Source organism: Marinobacter sp. MBR-105, from assembly GCF_053628895.1.
On sequence record NZ_JBRJHG010000022.1, the window covers coordinates 26543 to 46330 of the forward strand.

General features: G+C 56.1%; 19 protein-coding genes. 7 read left to right on the forward strand and 12 right to left on the reverse strand.

All coding sequences use genetic code 11. The features are described from left to right. Window positions 1-37: 37 nt before the first annotated feature. From ACSSVV_RS19335 to ACSSVV_RS19350, 4 genes are all read right to left on the reverse strand, one after another. Complete coding sequence (locus ACSSVV_RS19335) at window positions 38-772, reverse strand: NRDE family protein (RefSeq protein WP_454106787.1); 735 nt, start codon at window positions 770-772, stop codon at window positions 38-40. A gap of 4 nt (window positions 773-776) precedes the next feature. Continuing rightward, window positions 777-1340, reverse strand: coding sequence for a DinB family protein (locus tag ACSSVV_RS19340; protein WP_454106788.1), 564 nt, complete (start codon window positions 1338-1340; stop codon window positions 777-779). Window positions 1341-1448: 108 nt separating this feature from the next. Then, the gene (locus ACSSVV_RS19345) at window positions 1449-1742 is read right to left on the reverse strand and encodes a hypothetical protein (RefSeq protein ID WP_454106789.1); all 294 of its coding nucleotides are present in this window, start codon (window positions 1740-1742) and stop codon (window positions 1449-1451) included. Between the two features lie 83 nt (window positions 1743-1825). Next, a complete protein-coding gene (locus ACSSVV_RS19350; protein ID WP_454106790.1) occupies window positions 1826-4195 on the reverse strand; it encodes an amylase in 2370 nt (789 codons plus the stop codon). A 244-nt stretch (window positions 4196-4439) separates the two neighbouring features. Here ACSSVV_RS19350 and ACSSVV_RS19355 point away from each other — a divergent pair, with 244 nt between their 5' ends. From ACSSVV_RS19355 to ACSSVV_RS19365, 3 genes are read left to right on the forward strand one after another with little or no spacing between them, the layout of a single operon-like run. Then, window positions 4440-6026 (forward strand): FMN-binding glutamate synthase family protein, encoded by a 1587-nt coding sequence (locus tag ACSSVV_RS19355; RefSeq protein WP_454106791.1) that lies wholly within the window; start codon window positions 4440-4442, stop codon window positions 6024-6026. Between the two features lie 13 nt (window positions 6027-6039). After that, on the forward strand, window positions 6040-6708 hold the full coding sequence (locus ACSSVV_RS19360) for a TVP38/TMEM64 family protein (protein ID WP_454106792.1): 669 nt from the start codon (window positions 6040-6042) through the stop codon (window positions 6706-6708). A 15-nt stretch (window positions 6709-6723) separates the two neighbouring features. Next, on the forward strand, window positions 6724-8094 hold the full coding sequence (locus ACSSVV_RS19365) for a DsbA family protein (RefSeq protein WP_454106793.1): 1371 nt from the start codon (window positions 6724-6726) through the stop codon (window positions 8092-8094). On the opposite strand, the gene ACSSVV_RS19370 is transcribed toward ACSSVV_RS19365, so the two are convergent. Continuing rightward, window positions 8069-8365, reverse strand: a complete 297-nt coding sequence (locus ACSSVV_RS19370) for a hypothetical protein (protein ID WP_454106794.1) — start codon at window positions 8363-8365, stop codon at window positions 8069-8071. The genes ACSSVV_RS19365 and ACSSVV_RS19370 overlap by 26 nt on opposite strands. A gap of 287 nt (window positions 8366-8652) precedes the next feature. Beyond that, entirely contained in the window at window positions 8653-9351 is a 699-nt protein-coding gene (locus ACSSVV_RS19375) for an SDR family NAD(P)-dependent oxidoreductase (RefSeq protein ID WP_454106795.1), read from the reverse strand. Between the two features lie 210 nt (window positions 9352-9561). On the opposite strand from ACSSVV_RS19375, the gene ACSSVV_RS19380 reads away from it, so the two are divergent. Both ACSSVV_RS19380 and ACSSVV_RS19385 read left to right on the forward strand, forming a co-directional pair. Continuing rightward, window positions 9562-10452 carry an SRPBCC family protein gene (locus tag ACSSVV_RS19380; protein ID WP_454106796.1) on the forward strand — a complete coding sequence of 297 codons (891 nt, stop codon included), beginning with the start codon at window positions 9562-9564 and terminating at the stop codon, window positions 10450-10452. 31 nt (window positions 10453-10483) lie between these two features. After that, window positions 10484-10882: a PaaI family thioesterase gene (locus ACSSVV_RS19385; protein ID WP_454106797.1), complete on the forward strand. Its 399-nt coding sequence runs from the start codon at window positions 10484-10486 to the stop codon at window positions 10880-10882. A gap of 426 nt (window positions 10883-11308) precedes the next feature. Here the strand turns inward: ACSSVV_RS19385 and ACSSVV_RS19390 are convergent, their stop codons facing one another. The 3 genes from ACSSVV_RS19390 to ACSSVV_RS19400 all read right to left on the reverse strand — a co-directional run bounded on the left by ACSSVV_RS19390 (window position 11309) and on the right by ACSSVV_RS19400 (window position 14271). Next, a complete protein-coding gene (locus ACSSVV_RS19390; protein ID WP_454106798.1) occupies window positions 11309-11773 on the reverse strand; it encodes a hypothetical protein in 465 nt (154 codons plus the stop codon). 307 nt (window positions 11774-12080) lie between these two features. Next, window positions 12081-13295, reverse strand: coding sequence for a YeeE/YedE family protein (locus ACSSVV_RS19395; RefSeq protein ID WP_454106799.1), 1215 nt, complete (start codon window positions 13293-13295; stop codon window positions 12081-12083). A gap of 19 nt (window positions 13296-13314) precedes the next feature. Then, on the reverse strand, window positions 13315-14271 hold the full coding sequence (locus ACSSVV_RS19400; RefSeq protein ID WP_454106800.1) for a sulfurtransferase: 957 nt from the start codon (window positions 14269-14271) through the stop codon (window positions 13315-13317). Between the two features lie 232 nt (window positions 14272-14503). On the opposite strand from ACSSVV_RS19400, the gene ACSSVV_RS19405 reads away from it, so the two are divergent. Next, window positions 14504-14662, forward strand: a complete 159-nt coding sequence (locus ACSSVV_RS19405) for a hypothetical protein (RefSeq protein WP_023009739.1) — start codon at window positions 14504-14506, stop codon at window positions 14660-14662. Window positions 14663-14719: 57 nt separating this feature from the next. Here ACSSVV_RS19405 and ACSSVV_RS19410 read toward each other — a convergent pair whose 3' ends face one another. Continuing rightward, window positions 14720-15517 (reverse strand): DUF547 domain-containing protein, encoded by a 798-nt coding sequence (locus ACSSVV_RS19410; RefSeq protein ID WP_454106801.1) that lies wholly within the window; start codon window positions 15515-15517, stop codon window positions 14720-14722. 788 nt (window positions 15518-16305) lie between these two features. Beyond that, entirely contained in the window at window positions 16306-16857 is a 552-nt protein-coding gene (locus tag ACSSVV_RS19415) for a carboxymuconolactone decarboxylase family protein (RefSeq protein WP_023009736.1), read from the reverse strand. A gap of 117 nt (window positions 16858-16974) precedes the next feature. On the opposite strand from ACSSVV_RS19415, the gene ACSSVV_RS19420 reads away from it, so the two are divergent. Then, on the forward strand, window positions 16975-17580 hold the full coding sequence (locus tag ACSSVV_RS19420) for a TetR/AcrR family transcriptional regulator (protein WP_454106802.1): 606 nt from the start codon (window positions 16975-16977) through the stop codon (window positions 17578-17580). 554 nt (window positions 17581-18134) lie between these two features. Here the strand turns inward: ACSSVV_RS19420 and ACSSVV_RS19425 are convergent. Continuing rightward, on the reverse strand, window positions 18135-19592 hold the full coding sequence (locus ACSSVV_RS19425; protein WP_454106803.1) for a TrkH family potassium uptake protein: 1458 nt from the start codon (window positions 19590-19592) through the stop codon (window positions 18135-18137). Between the last annotated feature and the right edge of the window lie 196 nt (window positions 19593-19788).

Here is a 19788-nt window from a genome sequence, read left to right on the forward strand (position 1 = left end):
TCCGGTCGTATTTTTCCTTGTTCAGGGTGCGGGCCTGTTATCCAGACCTTTGAAGCACGGACACCCCGGCCGCGCAATTGTTACTGCCCGGGAAACCGGGCCAGTATCTAAAAGTGAGATTGGTCTCAGTTACCCGGATATGACTCATGCTTACCGTGGCGCGGCCTTTTCGCTTCATGGCTATGGCCACACTCTCAGGCCAGCCATGCTTGTTGCGATGCAGGTCCAGGAGACGCCCAACGGCCTGGCCTGGCTCACAGCGCTTCAGTGCCTGGCGAACCAGATATCGTCGAAGAGCGGGAACAAAGCGCGGCATGAGCGACGAACTACTGATGGTCACCTCCGCCAAATCACGGGTTTCTTTCAGAGTCTCGCCGGTCCATTCCCATTTGAAAGGACCACAGGGTTCACCATTAAAGGCCAGGAGAATAAACGGCGGATACCGGGAAAGAGTCTCGCCCCACAGGAATGCCCGGACTTCTGCAACGGTTCGCGCTGAGCTCAGACGCCTGACCAGTAACCCACGACTTGTAGACTGGCCTGCAGCCACCCGGGATGGGTAACGGTAGTTGTTCAAAAGGGCGATAATGAGGCCCTGGCTGTTGGCTGCGATCCAGGTGCCACCACCCAACGGATCTTTGGGCATCAGCGTGCTGACCCCATCGCGACATTTAACAACGGGCGGGCCCGCTTCGGGGCGCTGCAACGACTCGTCCCTGTTAAAAAACAGGTCAAGTCCTGCCGGTGAGTACTGCCAGCTCAATGTGCACATGGGTTCAGGCGCTTTCGGCCATGCCCCGGGCCTGCCGTTGCAGGTACCGCAAAGTCGAGGGATGAACCCCGAACTCGGCACCGACTTCCACGCCCGCCTGTTCGGCCAGCATGCCGATAATCGCCATGTGATGAATGGTATGGCTGGCCAGGAACACCAGTTCGCGATCCACGCTGGTCTTGACTACCTGCCCCTGTTCGTCGCTGATGTGCAACATGGCAAGCCCGTCGAAATGGTCCGCGCTGAATCGGCTACGCAACGTCCGCAGAATCTCTGATAATCGGTTGGCACCAGCCCGTCGATCCGTTTCCAGTGACAGATCACGATTCCGGTTTTCATAGTCGAGCAGCGCTCCCGGTGAAGCTGTGGCCGACAGCAGGGCACTGTAATGGTCGATAATGTGCCGGACATGCTTGCCAATCACATGCTGCTTACGCTGGCCGAAACTCCGCCGGTAAAGATTCCCTGGCAAGTTTTCCAGCATTTCAATGAGCTGCCCGATTGCATGGGCGTTTTCTTCAACAATGTCGTTAACGGTGTCGTCTCGCTCAGAGCCTGATTGAGTCATGGTATTCGTCCGCTTCTTGTTGGTCCCGGGTTCGATTGCCTTTCAAGCTGAGGCAGTGAGAACGACCGCGTGGACACAAGTCTTGCTCGTGCCCACCCGATCAACGGCTCAGGCTTCGGCCTCTCCTTCAGCTTCACCTTCCGCTTCGCCTTCGCCTTCTCCCTCAGCTTCACCTTCGCCCTCGGCCTTGCCTTCCGCTTCGCCTTCAGCCTCGCCTTTTGCTTCGCCTTCGGCTTCAGCCTCTCCGGCGGCCAGCATCAGATAGCCTGGTTCAGTCGTGGCGTCGGCGGCGGATACGTTGAACGCCGAGGCACCCATAACAACCGCAAACACGGGGCCGGTATAGGCCATGCCCCGGGCAAGCTTGCCGAGTAATCTCTGTTTCTGTGTTTCTCTGGACATGATGTGTCCCCCTTTGATTTGACGTAACAACTGCCAGGCTTACACCCGGCCTCTTCATATCCGGAGCCGGAGCGCTTTTGCGCTCAACGGCCCCCGGATGCCTTTTGCGGTGCCTTCTCAAAACACCGCCCGGACAATGCCGCCGCAGCGGCCTCCAGATTGTTCATATCCACCAGATAGCGCTCACGACCTTCCAGCCAACCCGCCAGCCTGGCGAAGCCCTCGGTATCCAGCGGCCGGCCGTCTTCGCCGCAACAGCTGGAAATCAGGTGTCTGAGACTCTCGTTCACGGTCAGGGTCTGCACACCGCTGCCGTCTCCCAGTGGCTCCTCACTCGGCACGAGCACGGCGTTTACGCGCCCTGCGATACCTGCCTTCGCTGGCGTGAACACCTCATCACCGTCGAAGTTGTGCAGGGGCAGACCCAGCCCCGTAACGACTGAGCCATCGGTGCTTTTGAGCAGGGCACCACGGCCAAAATCCATACGCCATTGCGTGGACAGCGCCAGCGTCATCGCGTCGCGCAGCGACGGCTCCGAATGGCTGACCAGGAATATTTCGCTATCTGGGCCCGCAACAAGACCGGCATCTATGGCAATGTCATCGTGTCTGGCTGCATGGGTGGCCAGACAGCTGGCAAGTGCCGGAACGACCGCCGCCAGTGACAGGCGAGAACGGATCACCTGGCCATCAAGAATCAATGTAAAGCCCGGGGTATCCCGAACAATTTCAAGTCTTGGCAATGAGTCCTTACCTGCCTCATCGGAAATCGCCATGGGTTCAAGCAGGCTTTCAATCCGGTTGACCAGCGGCGCGCTGTCGGTAAAGAAACGTGCCCGGAAACGACCGCAGGACAAGGCCATCGACATCATGGTGGACGTTTCCGGGAACGGAGGCTGGCCAGACTCTGAAGCATCCTGATCATCAGGCTGCCCCTCGGACTGAACCAGGAAACGGTTATTGACCCAGTCCGCCAGGGTATTCCAGACATCGTTCCGGATAGCCCAGGCATCTGGCGCGGCCGGCATGCTTTTGGCCGCGGAATCCACCAATGACGAGGCAATGTCATCCGGCCCGGCGCCCTCAGTGGCCATCAACCAGATCAGCGACGCGGTCTCATTCAGGCTGCTCAGGTGGCCCAGGCGGGTGTCGTAGAGGTAAACCTGGTCTTCGCTGAAGGTTTCCTCTGCCACCCAGCGTTCGAGGCGGGGTTGCTTCAGGGGCCGATCAGAAAGGGCCTGGGCGACTACCCAATCGGACAACCTCGGCAAGGCCATGAAAGGCAGGTACGCCGATGGGGCTGATCCCGGTATCAGGTTCCTGAAACCGCCGCTGTTCGCCAGTTCGGTCTGGGTTTCACGGACCAGTTGCTCCACCATCGAACCGCTGGACTCTTCATGCGCGGGGCGATTGAGGCCGAGCATTTCGACCATGTCAGCAACAATGGATCCCTTGATGCGTTCCTCGATGTCACCGCCACTCTCCGGGCCGGCACAGACTTCCAGGGAGGGGCTGAGATTGCACTCGAGGATCCAGGGCTTGATGTCCGCATCGATCAGACAATCAATGCCCATCAGCTCATAACAGCCACGGGTATCGGCACCGATCACCCGGGAACGCTCTCGCATGGGCTCCAGGGCCGCCAGGCAGGTCAGGGCGACCATGTCCTCGATTTTGGCAAACAGGACTTCATCGTCGTGTCCCTGCTCCCGGAGCCAGACCCGGTAACGTTCGAAATCCACGAATTCCACGGGCACGTCGGCATCCAGATTCAGCGCGTTCACATCCGGATTGGTGAGGTAGCTGTAGGGATTATTTGCGTTTTCCTCGTCATAAGGCATGGACGCCAGCTTGGCGAAACCCTGGTGATACAGATAAACACGAAAGGGCGAGACGGAAGAGACAAGCACATACAGCCGCAGGACATATTTCCGGCCGTGCATGGTGTGGGGATTTTCCAGGTACTCCTGAACCATCCATGAGGATTCCATGGGCACGTCGGCAGGGTCTCCTACCAACTGAATGCCTTTACCACGGGCGCCGTTCTTCGGCTTGAGCAGCCAGCGCTTGTCCGGATTATCCAGCGCCGTCTGCTGGAAGGCATGGTAGTCCTCAGGCATCGAGAAGACCTTGGGCACGAACGCCAAGCGGTCGGTCAGATGTTTGCCGCCCTTTTGCTGCCGCTCGACGCGATCCCGCAAGTCCATCAGGCTGCGGTAAAGGCGGCTTTTCACCGTAAGGGCATTGTTGCCGGGGATGTGATTGATTTTCCGCTCCGGCCCCACCTGACTGAAGAATTCTGGTTCAGGCATACCCGTATACCAGCAGGCATCCCAGTTTTCAGGACCTTCAGCCTTTTGCCACAGGGATTTATCGAGGGACTCCTCGAAGAAGCGGTCCTGTTCATAGGACCGGTTGCCGCCCATCCAGTATTGACGTTTGTGCCGAGTCATCTTGTCGCGCTCTCCGTTCCGGTGGTTCAGTGCCTGTTGTCGTCAGGGCACTGATTTCTCGCGTTTCACGGACACCGACACATGAGATTTGCAACTGTTACACCATGGCTCGAACTTTTTTGACCATTCTGTTTCTCCTCCGGGCAATGGGCGTTTCTGCTTCTGTAACAACGCTGCCTCGAAGGTGTCCTTGATTCACCGGATCTAACAACGAACAAGCTCTCAACAAGTCAGGAATAAAACCATGGTTTTTCGACATGCCTTCATCCTCTCGGGCCTGGTAGTCGTCATTGCACTCTCTCTGGCGACCATCCAGTGGCCATCCACACAATGGCTCTGGCTGATTGCCGGCCCCCTGCTGGCACTGGGAGCCTATGATCTTCTGCAAAACAAACACACGCTTTTGCGCATTTATCCGGTGATCGGGCACTTCCGGTATCTGTTTGAGTCGGTGCGCAGAGAGTTGCAGCAGTATTTCGTGGAGTCCGATCTGGATGGCGCACCGATAAACCGGGAATTCCGCAGCCTGATCTATCAGCGAGCCAAGAAAGACAACGACACCCGCGCCTTCGGAACCATCTTTGACGTCTACCGGGATGGCTACGAGTGGCTCAATCATTCAGTAGCACCGAAACACTGCCTGCCAGCAAACCTCCGGATCCGCTTTGGAGAGAGCCGGTGCTCTCAACCCTACGATGCGGCCCCGTTGAACATTTCGGCCATGAGTTATGGCGCTCTCAGCCGCAATGCCATTATGGCCCTGAATCGGGGTGCCAGACTCGGCAACTTTTTTCATAACACCGGTGAGGGCGGCATCAGCGAGTGGCACCTGAAACATGGCGGCGATCTGGTGTGGCAAATTGGCACCGGCTATTTCGGTTGCCGCGATTCCGAAGGCAACTTCGACCCGAGGTTATTTGCCAGGGAAGCGGCCCGGGATTCCGTGAAGATGATCGAAATCAAGCTGTCTCAGGGCGCCAAGCCCGGGCATGGCGGTGTATTACCGGCGTCCAAACTGACCCGCGAAATCGCTGATATCCGAAAGGTCCCCATGGGCCAGGATGTACTGTCGCCACCAGGTCATACGGCTTTCTCAAGTCCCATCGAGCTGGTGACGTTCGTGGCCAAACTGAGGGCGCTGTCCGGTGGCAAACCGGTGGGTTTCAAACTCTGCCCCGGTAATCGACAGGAGTTCCTTGGCATCTGTAAGGCCATGCTGGAAACCGGCCGGCTGCCTGACTTCATAACCGTGGATGGCGGCGAGGGTGGCACCGGGGCAGCGCCGGTAGAGCTGACCAATTCGGTTGGCATGCCGCTCAGGGACGGGCTGCAGTTTGTGCATAATGCCCTCAAAGGCATTGGCGTTCGTGATCAGGTGCGCCTCATCGCCTCGGGCAAGTCGTTTTCAGCATTCCATATGCTGCGCCTGATGGTGCTGGGTGCCGATACTGTCAATTCGGCAAGAGGTATGATGATGGCTCTGGGTTGCATACAATCCCGCAGCTGTAACACGGATAAATGCCCGACCGGCGTCGCCACCACCAATCCGGCCCGTTATAAACAGCTGGACGTAACCGACAAAGGTGTTCGCGTGGCAAACTACCAGCACTCCTCGGTCGAAGCGCTGGCAGAACTGCTCGGCATTCTTGGCATTGACCGTCTCGAAGACCTGCAACCACGCCACCTGAACCGGCGTGTTAATCCAAGCCTGGTGATGAACTATGCTCAGCTGTACCCCGGTATCGAACCCGGTTGTTTGTTGCACAGAGACTGCGCACCGGCGGACTGGGCTGAAGACTGGCGGCTGGCAAGGGCCGATCGCTGGCAATAGATAAGGCTGTTTGATGACATCAAGAATAGCGGTTGTTCTTGTGGTAATCGGGGCACTGGCGGATGCCTGGTGGATGCTTCAGGTTCTGGGCATGCCGCCAAACTTTTCACCGGATGCGCTCGCGACCTGGCTGCAAAGCAAGGGTGCTGTAGGGCCGCTGTTGTTAATTCTGCTGATGTTGATCGCCGTGGTTGTCGGCCCAATCCCCACACTCCCTGTGAGTGCCACAGCCGGGCTTGCGTTTGGCATCCTGCCAGGAACCGCTATTGCTGCCACGGGTGCCGTTGTTGGCGCGCTCGTGGCCTTCTGGGTAGCCCGATTCCTCGGCCGGGACGCAATCTGCCAGCGCTTCCCGGATAACCCCGTATTGGCCAGGGACGGTTCTCAGCGATTTCTGACCGTGACCATCCTGTTAACGCGGCTGATTCCCGTGTTCTCATTTGCCTTGATCAGCTATGCCGCTGGAGTGACCGCAATACACACCTGGCGGTTCGTTGTAGCAACAACCCTTGGCATGCTGCCAATGACCGTGGTGTTTGCCGGCCTGGGGAACACCTTACTGAACCCGGTGCTGACGGTTTCAGCCGCGGTGGTGATTCTCGCCATTATGGTCTGGCTACCCTGGACCCTGAGCCGCCATCCGGACTCACGGCTTGCCCAATGGCTCCATCTCCATGAATAACAATAAGGATTACCCATGCGATTCCCTGAAAAAGCGGACCTCATGCCTTGGTTCGCCCGCGCCTTATCCAGTGCGCCCCGCTATTCCCTGCAGACAGCCATTCAGGGTGCATGCGCAAGAATCCAGGGCGACCTTGGCCTGGCGCGGGTTTTCATCAATCCACGCGACCCTTTTGGCCTTCCGCTTTTGCAGGCCCTGGTACAGCTGAAGGAACGCTACCGGGTACGCTTCCAGCTTCACACCGTCTGGCGACTGGATGATGACATGTTTCCAGAACCTGCACTGTGGCAAGCCTGGGCCCAACAGGATGCAACCAGGCTATCCAGTCTATACGACTTCACGCCTCCGGATCGGCCGGACCCGCCAGCCCAAGCCGAACTGGAAACGGCCACTGTACGCCTTCTGGCGGCAGAAGCTAACCCTCGCGCCCTGTCAGAGGCCCTGGAGGTGTTCCGTGAACTCTGGGCCTTCAAAACGTCCGGATCGACAAACGGTTTGCCGGAGGCGGCCAGATTGGCCGAAAATGAAGCAATGCTCCGACGGCTCGGGCACTATCAGGGAAGCATGGTCTGGTACCTTGGGCAGTGGTTCTGGGGGGTGGACCGACTTGACCACTTTGAGCAATGCCTGATCCGCCAGTGGCGGAACCATAATGCAGCCGACCAGATTCTTTTTAACCGAACCTGGGCGGAACTGGGTCGGGATGCCCATCCGGTACCCGCAGATCATCCAGCGGCGCAGGTTCCCCTGGAGGTGTTTTTCTCCATCCGCAGCCCTTATTCCTACCTCGGGCTGGAACGTGCTGTGCAACTGGCCAATGCCTGGCGCATCCCGCTCAGACTCCGTCCCGTGCTTCCCATGCTGATGCGCGGGCAATCCGTACCGGATGCCAAGAAGTGGTATATCTTCCATGACACCAAACGGGAAGCCAACAAGCTTGGTATTCCCTACGGCTTTGTCGCCGATCCCCTTGGCCCCGGTGTCGAGCGCTGTTATGCGCTGTTTGACTACGCCCGTTCCCAGGGTCGGAAAATCGACTATATGCGCAGCTACGCCAGGGCCGTCAACGCCGAAGGGATACGATCGGAAACCGACGCTGGTCTGAAGCAGATCGTTGAGCGGGCGGGGCTTGACTGGCAGAAGGCCAGAATGCACTTGAACGATGAAAGCTGGCGAGACTGGGCGGAAGACAACCGTCTTGCGATGTATGAGTGCGGTCTCTGGGGCGTTCCGAGTTTCCGTTACGGGGCAGTAAGCTGTTGGGGGCAGGATCGGCTATGGATTATTGACCAAGCCATCAAAAAAAAGGTGGAGACCGGCTCCACCCAAGGGGTCAGTGACCCGACCGTCAATGCAGAGGTCACACAGAGTCAACGCAGTAATTGAGATAGGTGGGCTCGAATACGCCAGAGGAGCGCCATTTACCGGTCCGAGCGGTTTCCGGCCCGGGATCGGACGGCAAGTAACGGTAATTCACATAGCCGGGCTCGTATATGCTCGGCTCGACCATACTGCCTGTTCGCAATAGATTGAAAGGTACTCCAGAACCGGTGTCTGAATAGGCGTAGTTGACGTAGCCTGGCTCGCTCTGGGCGCCAGACGCCCAAACCGTATTGGAGCAGACCAGAACAAACGCAACAAAGAATGCTTTTTTCATTTCAAGCCTCCAACGGCAGACGCCGTATCATGTCTTACAACAGACTGACGCCTGAATCCGCTGAATGTTACAGATTAACCGCGAGAGGTATCACCTAGTAGACAGAATCCGAGAACGCTGGTTACTGCTCCAGCGTTTTCTTGAGTTGCCCCAACAGGCTGGCATAGATGCCGTGGCAGAACTCAGCCGCTTCCTTGTCCTTGCCCTGCCAGGGCGAGTACCACTCCACAAAGACAGTTCCCGACCATCACCGCAAGTGGCTATGGTCATCTCGTTGTGTAGCCCTGCTACCAGTTCTCGCAGAATGGTCGGACATCCAGCTCATGGGTCCAAGCTGACGGATCCTGCTGGCACAGGTTCCAGACGGCGTCGGCCACGGCCGAAGGCTGCACGAAGAAATCGTCCGGCTTGTCCGACAGCATCTTGCGCGTACGGGGCAGGTCCACCACGCCGTCAATCACCACATTGGCTACATGAATCTTCTCCGGCCCAAGCTGCCGCGCCAGAGACTGGGCCAGGCTGCGTTGGGCGGCCTTGGCCGACGCAAAGGGAGCGGTATTGGCGCGGCCCCGGGTTGCCGCCGAGGCACTGGTTACGATAATACTTGCCGACTCATGCTGTCGCAGCTGTGGCAGTGCCGCCTTGGTGGCAGCCACCAGGCCCTGGACGTTGATTCGCCAGTTGGCTTCGAAGTCTTCCAGACTGGCCTCCTCGACATTTTTGAAGGTGCCGCCGCCGGCGTTATACAGGATCACCGACACGGGCCCCAGCCTCCCCTCAATCGCCGAGAGAACCGTGGTAATCTGCTCTGGCTGCATCAGGTCGCATGTAAAGGCATGAGAGCCATCCACCTCGCTCTCAAGCTGGCTCAAGTACTCCTCACTGCGGGCCAGCATGGCCACCTGATAGCCCTCATCACAAAAACGCCGCACAAACGCCTCACCGTTGCCCGGACCGACTCCCAGTACTGCGCAGACTTTGTTCATGGTTTGCCTCCTTTTTCGTGGGAAATCTTTATTCAGTGTAGGGCAAATTGCGACGCCACAAAGATAGCTGGAAGCACTCCACGCATTCGCGTCGAAACCTTTCCAGTACAAGAAGGGCTCGGAGCTTTCGTGTCAATATGGTTGACAAACACCGAATAGCCGCTCTATTTTGTCTACCTGGTTGACATGACTTTATCCGGGAGAATCAACATGAACCAGACACTCGTCCGCACAGCACTGAAACTCAATGCTGCGTTTTCGGGGATTTCAGGACTATTCCTGCTTTTCCTGCCAGATCTCACAGGCCGGTTGATTGGCGTAGGTGCCCCCCTGATCCTTCAAGCGTTGGGGTTGGGATTGCTGATTTTTTCAATGGATCTATTGCATCAAGCCACTCGTGACAAGATCGCCGGTTGGCGGGTGTTATACGCCAGCGCCGGGGATTTCATCTGGGTCCTGGTCTCCATCGTCGGCGTAATCCTCTGGGGCTCACACCTCACTCCGCAGGGAGTCTTTACTGTCCTTGCCGTTGCTGCGTTTGTACTCTGCTTTGGACTCAGCCAGATGGCTGGACTGAAAGAAATGTACTTCCTGCCAAAGGACCGTAGTTTTGGCTACTCACTCCGATACCAGTCCGTCTCGGATGCAGACAGCCTCTGGCACATTGTCGGCAATCTGGGGGCCATCGCGCAGTATGCGCCGAATCTAGCTTCCTCTCAGATTGAGAGCATTCCCAACGACGATTTACCGTTGCGAGCCTGCGAGGATACCCAAGGCAACCAATGGCGGGAGCGCTGTACGGAATATGACGAGGACCGCAGACGCTATGAGGTTGAATTCCTGACCGAAGAGGCTGGGTTTCCTTACCCTGCAACCTGGATGATTGGGGGCTGGCAGGTTGAGCAGATCCCGGACGGATCCGAAGTGATCGTCTGGTGGAAGCTACATCCCAAACCCGCTTGGTTGGCACCGGTGATCATGGCAATGCTGGCCTTCGGCGTCGACAGAACATTTCCTGACGTGATCGCAAACATGGAAAAGCAGGCACTGTCACGCGATCCTGAAGAACTGGCAGACTCTGCCGATCAGGCGACGGCTTGAAGAGCGTTTGGGCAACAGCTGGAGTATTGACATGGATCTACTTGCATTCGGGAAGAGCGTTCTGGAGTCTCAGCAATTCAGTCTTCTGCTTGGCTGCACACTGAATTCATTCGAACCGGGCAACACAAAACTCGAATTGATCATTGAGGATAAGCACCTGCAGCAGCACGGCTTTGTTCACGGTGGCGTAGTGAGCTACCTGGCTGACAACGCGCTGACATTCGCGGGTGGATCTATTCTTGGAGACTCTGTCACCTCGGAGTTCAAGATCAATTACACAAGGCCCGCCATCGGAGACAAACTGCTCGCCGAGGCCTCGGTCGTTGCTGCCGGCAAGCGTCAGGCAGTCTGTGACTGCAAAATCTATGCAGTCGAGGCAGAGGCAAAAAAACTGGTAGCGGTCGCTCAGGGCACCATTGTTAAAGCCTGAGGTTATTATTTTGGAGGAGCCATAATGACTCGTTCTGGCCCATGTTCCCTGGCAGGGTTCGCCCTTGTCGCAGGATGTCTTACACTGAGCCAAGCTGTCGCCGATGACCTGCCTGCATGGCTTTCAGGACCGCCCAAGACTGAAGTGCCCCGGTGTCTCCAGTCTTTCTTTCAGACAGTCAAGGAAACCGCGGAAATTGATCAGGCGGGATCATTTCACAACCTGGCGGAGAAGCGCCTTGCCAACCTCGTTAACCGAGCCTGGGAGGCACGTAGAAGTCACCCGGAAGAGAGCTACGAAGCTACTTTGACTTTCCTCTACATGAAACCGGATGGCGCGCCCAGGCACTTCCGGTTTCAAATGAGCGGTGGAGAAATCGACAGACTGGGATCCAACTGCGAGAACTGACACCCAGCCCCGGTGCGATCAGAGATTTTCCAGAGTCCCGGCTAGTGCATCCAGTTCTCGCACAAGATCTTTGAGGCTTTTTTTGCCAACGGTATTGTTCAGCTCCCGATCCATCTCGGAGAGGATCTGTCGAACCTCGGACATCAGTTTCTCGCCCTTTAGCGTAAACTCAATGGGTTTGAGCTTACCCGGTCCGGTTCCCTGAACGAGGTAACCGGCTTCGCTCAGCTCCTTCACGGTTTTTGCCACCATTTGACGTGAAATATCGAGCCTGCGGGCAATGTCAGAGCCAAAGTTTACCCCACAGTCCAAGGCACCCAGAAACCCAAGCAAAGAAGCGGATACGTCTGCATAGCCCCGGTCACGAAGCCGTGCGGCAGCAACTTCTGAGATTTTGTCTTTCACCGTGCCGGCGGACTGTACCAGGGTAAGGGTGTCGCTTTCTGCGAGTGGTGTGCCCCGCTCAGTGAAACTAACCGTCATAATGCTATGCCATGGGTGTAATAGAAATAGGGTGGAAAACCGTGGCGATAGTGTACTTCATCTTCCCCCTAATCGCTGGCCCTGGCCGGGATCAGGTCAATTTCTGGTTGAAGGACACGGCGCCCCGCAGGGCGCGCAGGCGGTCTCATCTCGCTGCGACAGCGCCGTTTCTACGTTGCCCTGGCCAGAATTGAAAGCAAACGTAGGGCTGTTCAGATGATCCACAAGGATCAGAACCAAGATGATGCTGAGCACAACGACAATGCGGGTTCGATTGTAGGCTCTTTCCATAAGACCGACTCCACGCTCAGTTAGGCAGCCGGAACCACGGCCGCAGCCGGATCCCGATCAGTGAGCCGGCAAAGGCGCAGGCAAACCAGACCCAGGCGTGCAGGCTGGCCGACGCAATGCCGGAGAACAGCGCCCCGATGTTGCAGCCAAAGCCCAGGCGGGCACCGTAGCCGAGCAGCAAGCCACCCACCACAGCGGCCAGGAACTGCCGGCCTTCTGGCCGATTTCGGCTGGCCTCGTTAAAGCGGTTTGCAAGACCCGCAGCCAGCATAGCGCCCAGTAGAAGCCCGAAATTCATCACCGAGGGAATGTTGGTGAGCACCGAATCTTTAAGGGCCATGGCGGGGTAATCCCAGGTCCAGAACTCGAACTGGGACATGTTAACGCCCACCACCTCCAGGGCCTTGGCGCCCCAGACGTTAAAGGCAAAGGTGATGCTCCAGGGCGCGCCGCCGATCGCGAGTGTCAGGGCATTGCCGGCCGCGAGGATCAGGATGGCCCAGGTAAAAGGCCAGCGACCACTGAGCAATGTTCTGAGTACACCGTGGCTCTGGCCCTTCCACAGAAGTTCATCGCGCTCGATGGTTCCATGGGCCTTACGCTCAATTCGATTGACCCACCAGGCGATTAAACCGAGACCCACGAACTGCACCATAATGGCACCGCTGACGCCAAAGCTGCTGACCAGAGGGACAGGATCAAAACCTGGCTGGTCGAGCCACCAGGGCAAGTGGATCGACCCAAGTACAGCACCGGCGATGAAGAACACCAGTGTCACCACCATGCGGATATTGCCGGCTCCCACAGTGAACAGGGTACCCGAACCGCAGCCTCCACCAAGCTGCATGCCAATACCAAAAATGAACGAGCCCACCACCAGGGAAGTGCCCACCGGCGCCACGGCACCAACCAGGCCAGCCTGGCCGCTGTGCAGCATCGGAACCATGATCAGGGAACTAAGTCCGAATAGCAGCAGCTGAGCGCGCATACCAGCGCCGCGTTTCTTGGTCACCAAATTGCGCCAACCGGCCGTAAAGCCGAAGGCGCCGTGGTAAAGCGCCATTCCCAGCAAAGTTCCAACAATAAACAGTGCCACCATGAACGGGGCGGTTTCCAGCCAGATCAGTCCGCCCAGCAGGGCAAGACCTACCAGGGCCGTCGATACGATGAATCGGTCCACCTGCCAGCCGGGCTGTTGCAGCCCGGGCTGGAGGACTACGGAATCAGACATGACTTTTCACTTTTTCAGATCAGTTGAAAAAATCCAGAATCTTGCCAAGACCTCTCTTCGCAACCTGCAGTGGCCGATCACTGTCTTGGGACCACTCAGCCATCGAACCGTCGTAAAGAGCAACTTCCTCGAATCCGGCCAATTCGCTGAGCACGAACCAGTCCGTGGCTGCCCAATGTCCGGTGTTGCAGAAGGCAATGGTCCGGGCCGAAGGGTCCAGCTCGGCCTGGTTCACCTTGGAACTGATGACGCCTGCATTCAGGTACCAGGCCTGATCCTGCTGAGCCAGAAAATCGGCGTGAGGCAGGCTTCGGGAACCGGGAATCGTGCCCGGCGCCTTGGCGGCCGGCGACTGGGTTTCACCGGTGAAATAGTCACTCGGACGGGCATCCACAAGCTGCGCCTGGCTGTTTCGAGCGGCCTGGACTTCCTCAAGCGATGCAATCAGCTCCTGCTGCAGGGTGCCGTCAAACTGCACCACATCGCGGCGCTCACCCTCGCCACTGGCAACCTCGAATCCGGCTGCCTGCCAGCCAGCAAATCCGCCGTTAAGTATGGTGACCGCATCGTGGCCCAGTACTCGGAAGGTCCAGTACACACGCGCAGCGCTACCGAAGTCGGTCACGCCGGTGCCAGCCGGTACGATAACTACGGTATCGTCATTACCTATGCCCAGGCTGCCAATGAGCCGTTCCAGGCTGGCAACCGGGGGCAAGAGGCCGGCGACCCCGTTACGGCTTTCGCGCCAACCATCACCGGTGTAGCTACTGTAGACGCTCCCGGGGATGTGTGCTTTCTGAAAGCTACTGCGATCCCCACCGTTATCAATACCGGAGCGAACATCCAGTACAACGAGGTCGCTACGATTCAGGTTTGCATCAAGCCAGTCGGCATCCACAAGCGGAGTCGTTTTATCCCCGCTCGCCATTGCCAGAGAGCTTGCAACGATCAATACAAGGGCCAGAAGACGGCTCATGGTGCTTCTCCTTCGTTGCGAATTCTTGAACGATCATTATGAATCCAAGGGAGAGGAATGCATAGGCCCGCCCTGATCGTATTTTGTTATATCGAAATCCCGGAATTTTCCGCTCACCGCGACTGCTAATCTGTAACGCAACCCAACACTGCGGTGTCTATACCCCGTAAGCGAGGCCTGCTCCCATACGGTGCAGACCCCGCATGTCATCGAACCGAACGAGGTACAGACCATGAAGAAACTGACACTGATTTTCGCCGCTATCGCACTGTCCTTCTCTGCGACTACTGTCCTGGCCATGAATGGTCAGGCCGACAGGTACCATGAGGCGCAGAGCTACCCGACCAAGACCGTCGAGCAGGTTGCTGATGTAAAAGTATCCGCGAGATAACCCGCGACGAGAAAGGCCGCTACTCTTCGGAATAGCGGCCTTTTTTGTGCCCAAATTTCAATCAACTGGCTGATTCAGGGGCGGAAAATTGTTCGGGATATTAAGTGCCCAGTCGTAATCGATGAACTCCAGGGACGACGTGGCAGCCACCTTTTTAGCTACCTGGGGAGCAGCCCACGCCTCAACGAATGCCTTCGAAGAACCCGACGCTTCTTCGAAATCCTCTTCATACCATTTGAACAGCTCGGTCACATACAAGGTATCGCCTTTTACCTGCAGATGACGCGCCGTATTGAATGCCCGCCGGGTATTCTCCGCAAGCAGACGCTCCAGGTTATCGGCGGTGTAAATGGCGTTCCGCAGCGGTGGGCATCCGACCGATGCGCAGTTCACGGCAAAATGAACCCGGGCATCTTTCCAGCCCTTGCTGGCATATTCCTCGCCCAACAGAATTTCCTTCTCCATATCGTTGAGGCTGTAATTGCGACCGCCAATAACAAAGTTCTTCCGCTCAAATACGCTGTCGACAAACGGGTTAACCCGGCCGCCATAGTCCCACACAGAAGACACAAGTTCGCCGTCTGGCCGTTCGGTAAGAATCTGATCAAGCATGAAAAAGTTGTAAGCGTTAATCCAGAAGGCAACAGATTCCGCTTTCTCTTCAAGGGCACCGGGGTCAAACGCCTTCAGGGTTTCGCGCTGCTTGGTCAGTGTCTTTTCCAGGCTGTCGCTGGCCAGGGCAGAACGATAATCAAAGGCGGAAACCAGTCCGTTTCCCGGCAGTGTGTGTTCAATCAGGTGCCGATCAAGCAGCTCCTTATAGTGCTGGAAATTATCGCGATTGGGATCAGACATGGCTCTGCCCGGGAGTAGGGCAAGCACAACAATTAAAGACAAAAATGGATAACTACGCATCATTCCTCTCCAGTAGGTGGATTTGATAAAGGGTTGATGATCCGTGCTTCAGACCAACCCAGAGCGGTTCTGTTACACAGAGAGATGAATTCAAAAACACGAGGAAGGAGCGGCGCCGGCAGGGGAACTCCACGCCGAAGAATTTCAATCAGCACGTCTGTAACGCTACCAGGTACTCGGTGTCTATGTAGCGAGCACCGTTCACTGATACCTGTCCCAGCGGCAAGATAAGTGGACGGACATCAGCAACACGGAGGATAAATCATGAGAACTCTTGCTTTGATAGGTGTACTGTTCGCTTTCGCAATGGGTTCGGCAGCACATGCCGAGGGCGTAAGCGCCGAAGACATCGAATGTGGGAACAATGCGACCTGCATCCCCAATCTGGAGGAAGGAAACGGAGGGTCAACTGGCTAGCCGCTTGACTTGCTCCACAAAACTGAACGGACGAGTCCTGCACAGACTAAGAAGCTCTTTGAGGATGAGTGCGCGCGGGTACTGAACTGCCCGCGCACACCGGATGCTGGAGGACCCTATTTTCATCGGTTTGAGAGGCACGTTAACGAGCTTCTAGGCTTCCAAAGCAAAAGCAAACAACACTTCCAAGCTTTACACCCCGATGACCCCGGTGCGTGGGCACAAGGCTCAAAAAAACTGTCAAGGCAGGCAAACAGGCTGGCACGAATGCGGACTAAGCCGCATCCGCTCGCCAGCGAGAGCTGAAATTACTACTTTTTATGCCACTCAAATTTCTTGAACGGCTCATCAACCGGCGTTTCGGCAATGTGGTTGATGTAGTTGCTCAGGGTTTTCTGGGACAGCACAAGAATCACCTCCAGCACCTGGCGATGGTTGTAACCCGCCTTGTAGAACGCGTTCAGATCCTCCTTGCTGACATTGCCGTCCTTGCGCATCACGGCGAGAGTGAAGGTCCGGAGAGCCTCCAGCTTGTCGCTCGGCAACGGTGTTTCATTCCGCAAAGCATCGATTATGTCATCGGAGACTTCCATCATCTTGGCAATGCCGGTATGCGCCGGAACACAGTAGTGGCAAGCGTTTTCCACGTTGATTGTCTGCCAGACGACGGTTTTTTCGTCTTTATCAAAGCTGCTGTCCAACACCAGCTGATGCAGCTTCTGATAGGCCTCAAGCGCTCCTGGCGATTCGGCCATCACGGCGTGAAGGCCAGGAATCATGCCAAAGCCCTTGAGGGAATTCTCAAGAAGCGGTTTGGATTTTTCCGGAGCGGATTCGACATCATGCATTGGAAAGTCAGTCATAACGATCTCCTTACTTGAACGATTGCTCAATACCAAGTTCAGGCTAACTGTTATTGAGTGATCATTCAAGATATAATTGAGTGGTCATTCAAATCGCGACAATGGTGAATCGTTGTTATGGCCAGACACGCACGCTATGACCGAAAAACCGCCCTGGAAAAAGCCGTAGGCCTGTTCTGGGAGAAGGGCTATCACGGCAGCTCCATGAAACAGATCGAGCAGGCCCTCGACATGCGCCCGGGCAGCATTTATGCCACCTTCGGCAGCAAAGACGGCCTGTTTTTTGAAGCACTGGCTGCCTATGCGGAACAGGGCGGCCGGGAGTTGGCCGTTCACCTTAAGGGTTTTGATTCAATTGTTGACGGTCTTCAGGACTATCTGCGCGGCATCGCCTGCAGTTGCGGCGACGGAAGCGCGGCACCCTCACGTGCCTGCATGATCGTGAAAACGCTGCTGGAATCCAGCAACACCCATTCGGCCCTGGCTCACCAGGCCAACAGCATCCTTGCTGCGATTGAGGAATCCATTGCCAGCCTGGTTGAGCAGGCAAAGATGAAAGGCGAACTGGTACAGTCCGTAGACAGCCGGCGACTTGCACGGCTCCTTCAGGCTCAGATCATGGGTCTGAGATCCATGGGTGAACGCAATCTGGACCCGCAAACCATAAGAGATCTTGGTGATGATATGGCCGCCGTTCTGGATGGATACCGCCTCCACCACTGAATCATTCCCTTACCGGGCGCCTGAGCTGAAGGTAGAATCACTTCCTTAGAGTTGTGCCCACAGCCCTACCCGCTCACTCTGGCATTCAATACTGTCCGGCATTTGTTGACCACTACAGATGGTGCTCTCTGAAAAGTGTGCGGCGCTGTGCAAAATACAACGCACAAATCATGCTGTTTTAGCGCATTTGCACTTATATGCCTAATACTCCCACAAGAATTCTTACGACCAGTTTTACTTTAGAGATCCGGATTCGAAACACATTTCAAAACCCTCAGAGGAAAAGAGTTTCTCTAATCTGGGAAGAGAAAAAGGGCACGTATTGAATCCTGTGCGAATGTTCGCTTTTGTTTAGTTGAGCTCGGAGAGTGTGACTTGCCTGCTCTGACCCGCAGGCCTGGCCAACCTGGTCGCAAAGCGAACATTCAGATTCGAGTCCGCCGGTCGAATTTTGATGATTTGCTGAGCGTTCTGCACCAGGCATCGTCAAAACAAGAACATTGGACATTTCTCAAACCACGTGCGCTGTATCTTCTTGTTCATCAGCCTTTTCATTAGCTACGCCAAAAATGAGGCGAGAACATGACAAACACGCTGAGTAGCTCCAATCTTCCGAGCAACATGGCTATCATCAGAACCCATTTGGCCGCGTCCGGCAGGGTCTGAAAATTACCAGCCGGGCCAATAGTGTCCCCAAGACCTGGCCCAACGTTCGCCAAAGCTGTAGCAGCTCCAGTCAAACTCGTCACAAGGTCAAGCCCCAGTGCGGCGAGGATAGCCGCGACGACAGCCAGTGTAGCGAGAAATATGAATGAAAAGGCAACACTGGACGCTACAATTTCGTCGCTGATGATTCGTCCGTTGTAGTGTCTTGCGATCACTGCATTCGGGTGGAGCAGTCTCAGTACCTGCTCCCGAAGTAGCAGCATGGATAACTGAAAACGGAAGATCTTCATGCCGCCACTGGTTGAGCCAGAACACCCTCCCACAAATGTAAGAAAAAAGAACAGCACCACCACGAAGGGGCCCCAGAGCGAATAATCCTGGGAGGCATAACCGGTCGTGGTAACCACCGATGTCACGTTAAATAAGGCATGAACGAAAGCATCGACCGGGAAAGTCCCCTCATTCACTACTCGATAAATGGTAATCAGGCATGCAATCAACAGAAGGAACTTAAGAAAAAAGTGGATCTGTTGGTCTCTCAGGAGGGGCTGCACCTGGCCATTCAGTAGCCTGACAAAGAGAAAGAACGGGATACCGCCCAGCATCATAAACAGGCTTGATGCAAAAAGTATGGAGAGCTGGTCAAACTGCCCCATGGAGCTGTCTGACGTCGAGTAGCCTCCCGTAGAGACGGTAGTGAGGGCATGATTTACCGAGTTGAAAAGGTCCATTCCCAATGCCCAGTAGGTCAGGATGCAACCAAACGTCAGCGCGAGGTAGCTGAACACCAGTCCACGGGCTAAACGGTTGGTGCGCGGTACAGCCTTCTCCGTCCACTCGGACGATTCGGTGGCAAACAGACGCATACCACCGATCCTGAGGAACGGCAGGATCGCCACTGCCATACCAATGATTCCAATGCCACCCATCCATTGCATGATCGACCGCCACAGCAATATGTCCCCCGGGAGGTTATCGAGACCACTCATAACCGTGGAGCCGGTGGTTGTAACGCCGGAGATACTCTCGAAAAAAGCGTCGGTGACGCTCAGTTTGAGATCACTCAGCAGTAACGGCAGGCTGGAAAATAACGGAATGAACACCCAGGCCGAGACTGTGAGGATGAACATTTGCCTCTGTTTCAACGCATGGCGCTTTCGACCAGCACTGAAAAAGCAGACCAGTCCAACTCCAAAACAGATACTTGCGGACTTTACAAACGCGAGCCAATCTGGCGTGTCGCCGAGCATCAGCAGATTCACGGGCAAGGTCATCAAAAAACTGAGAAGAATCAGCAAAAAGCCAAGTATTTGGATGACAGGAAGGATATTAAACAGAGCCACCATCAGGATCGCCCAGACCGTTCAATTACGATTTTCGCCAACACACAGCCAATCACGGCTCCCGTCAGTTGCGCATAGGTTGAAAACCCCGCGTGGAGCAGTTGAGCTCTCGTGTGAGTCTCAACGTAATCACCCGGAAGCGCAGCGAGAGTGGCAATGCCTGCAAAGAAGAATCCCCACTTTGCATTGTATACCCATG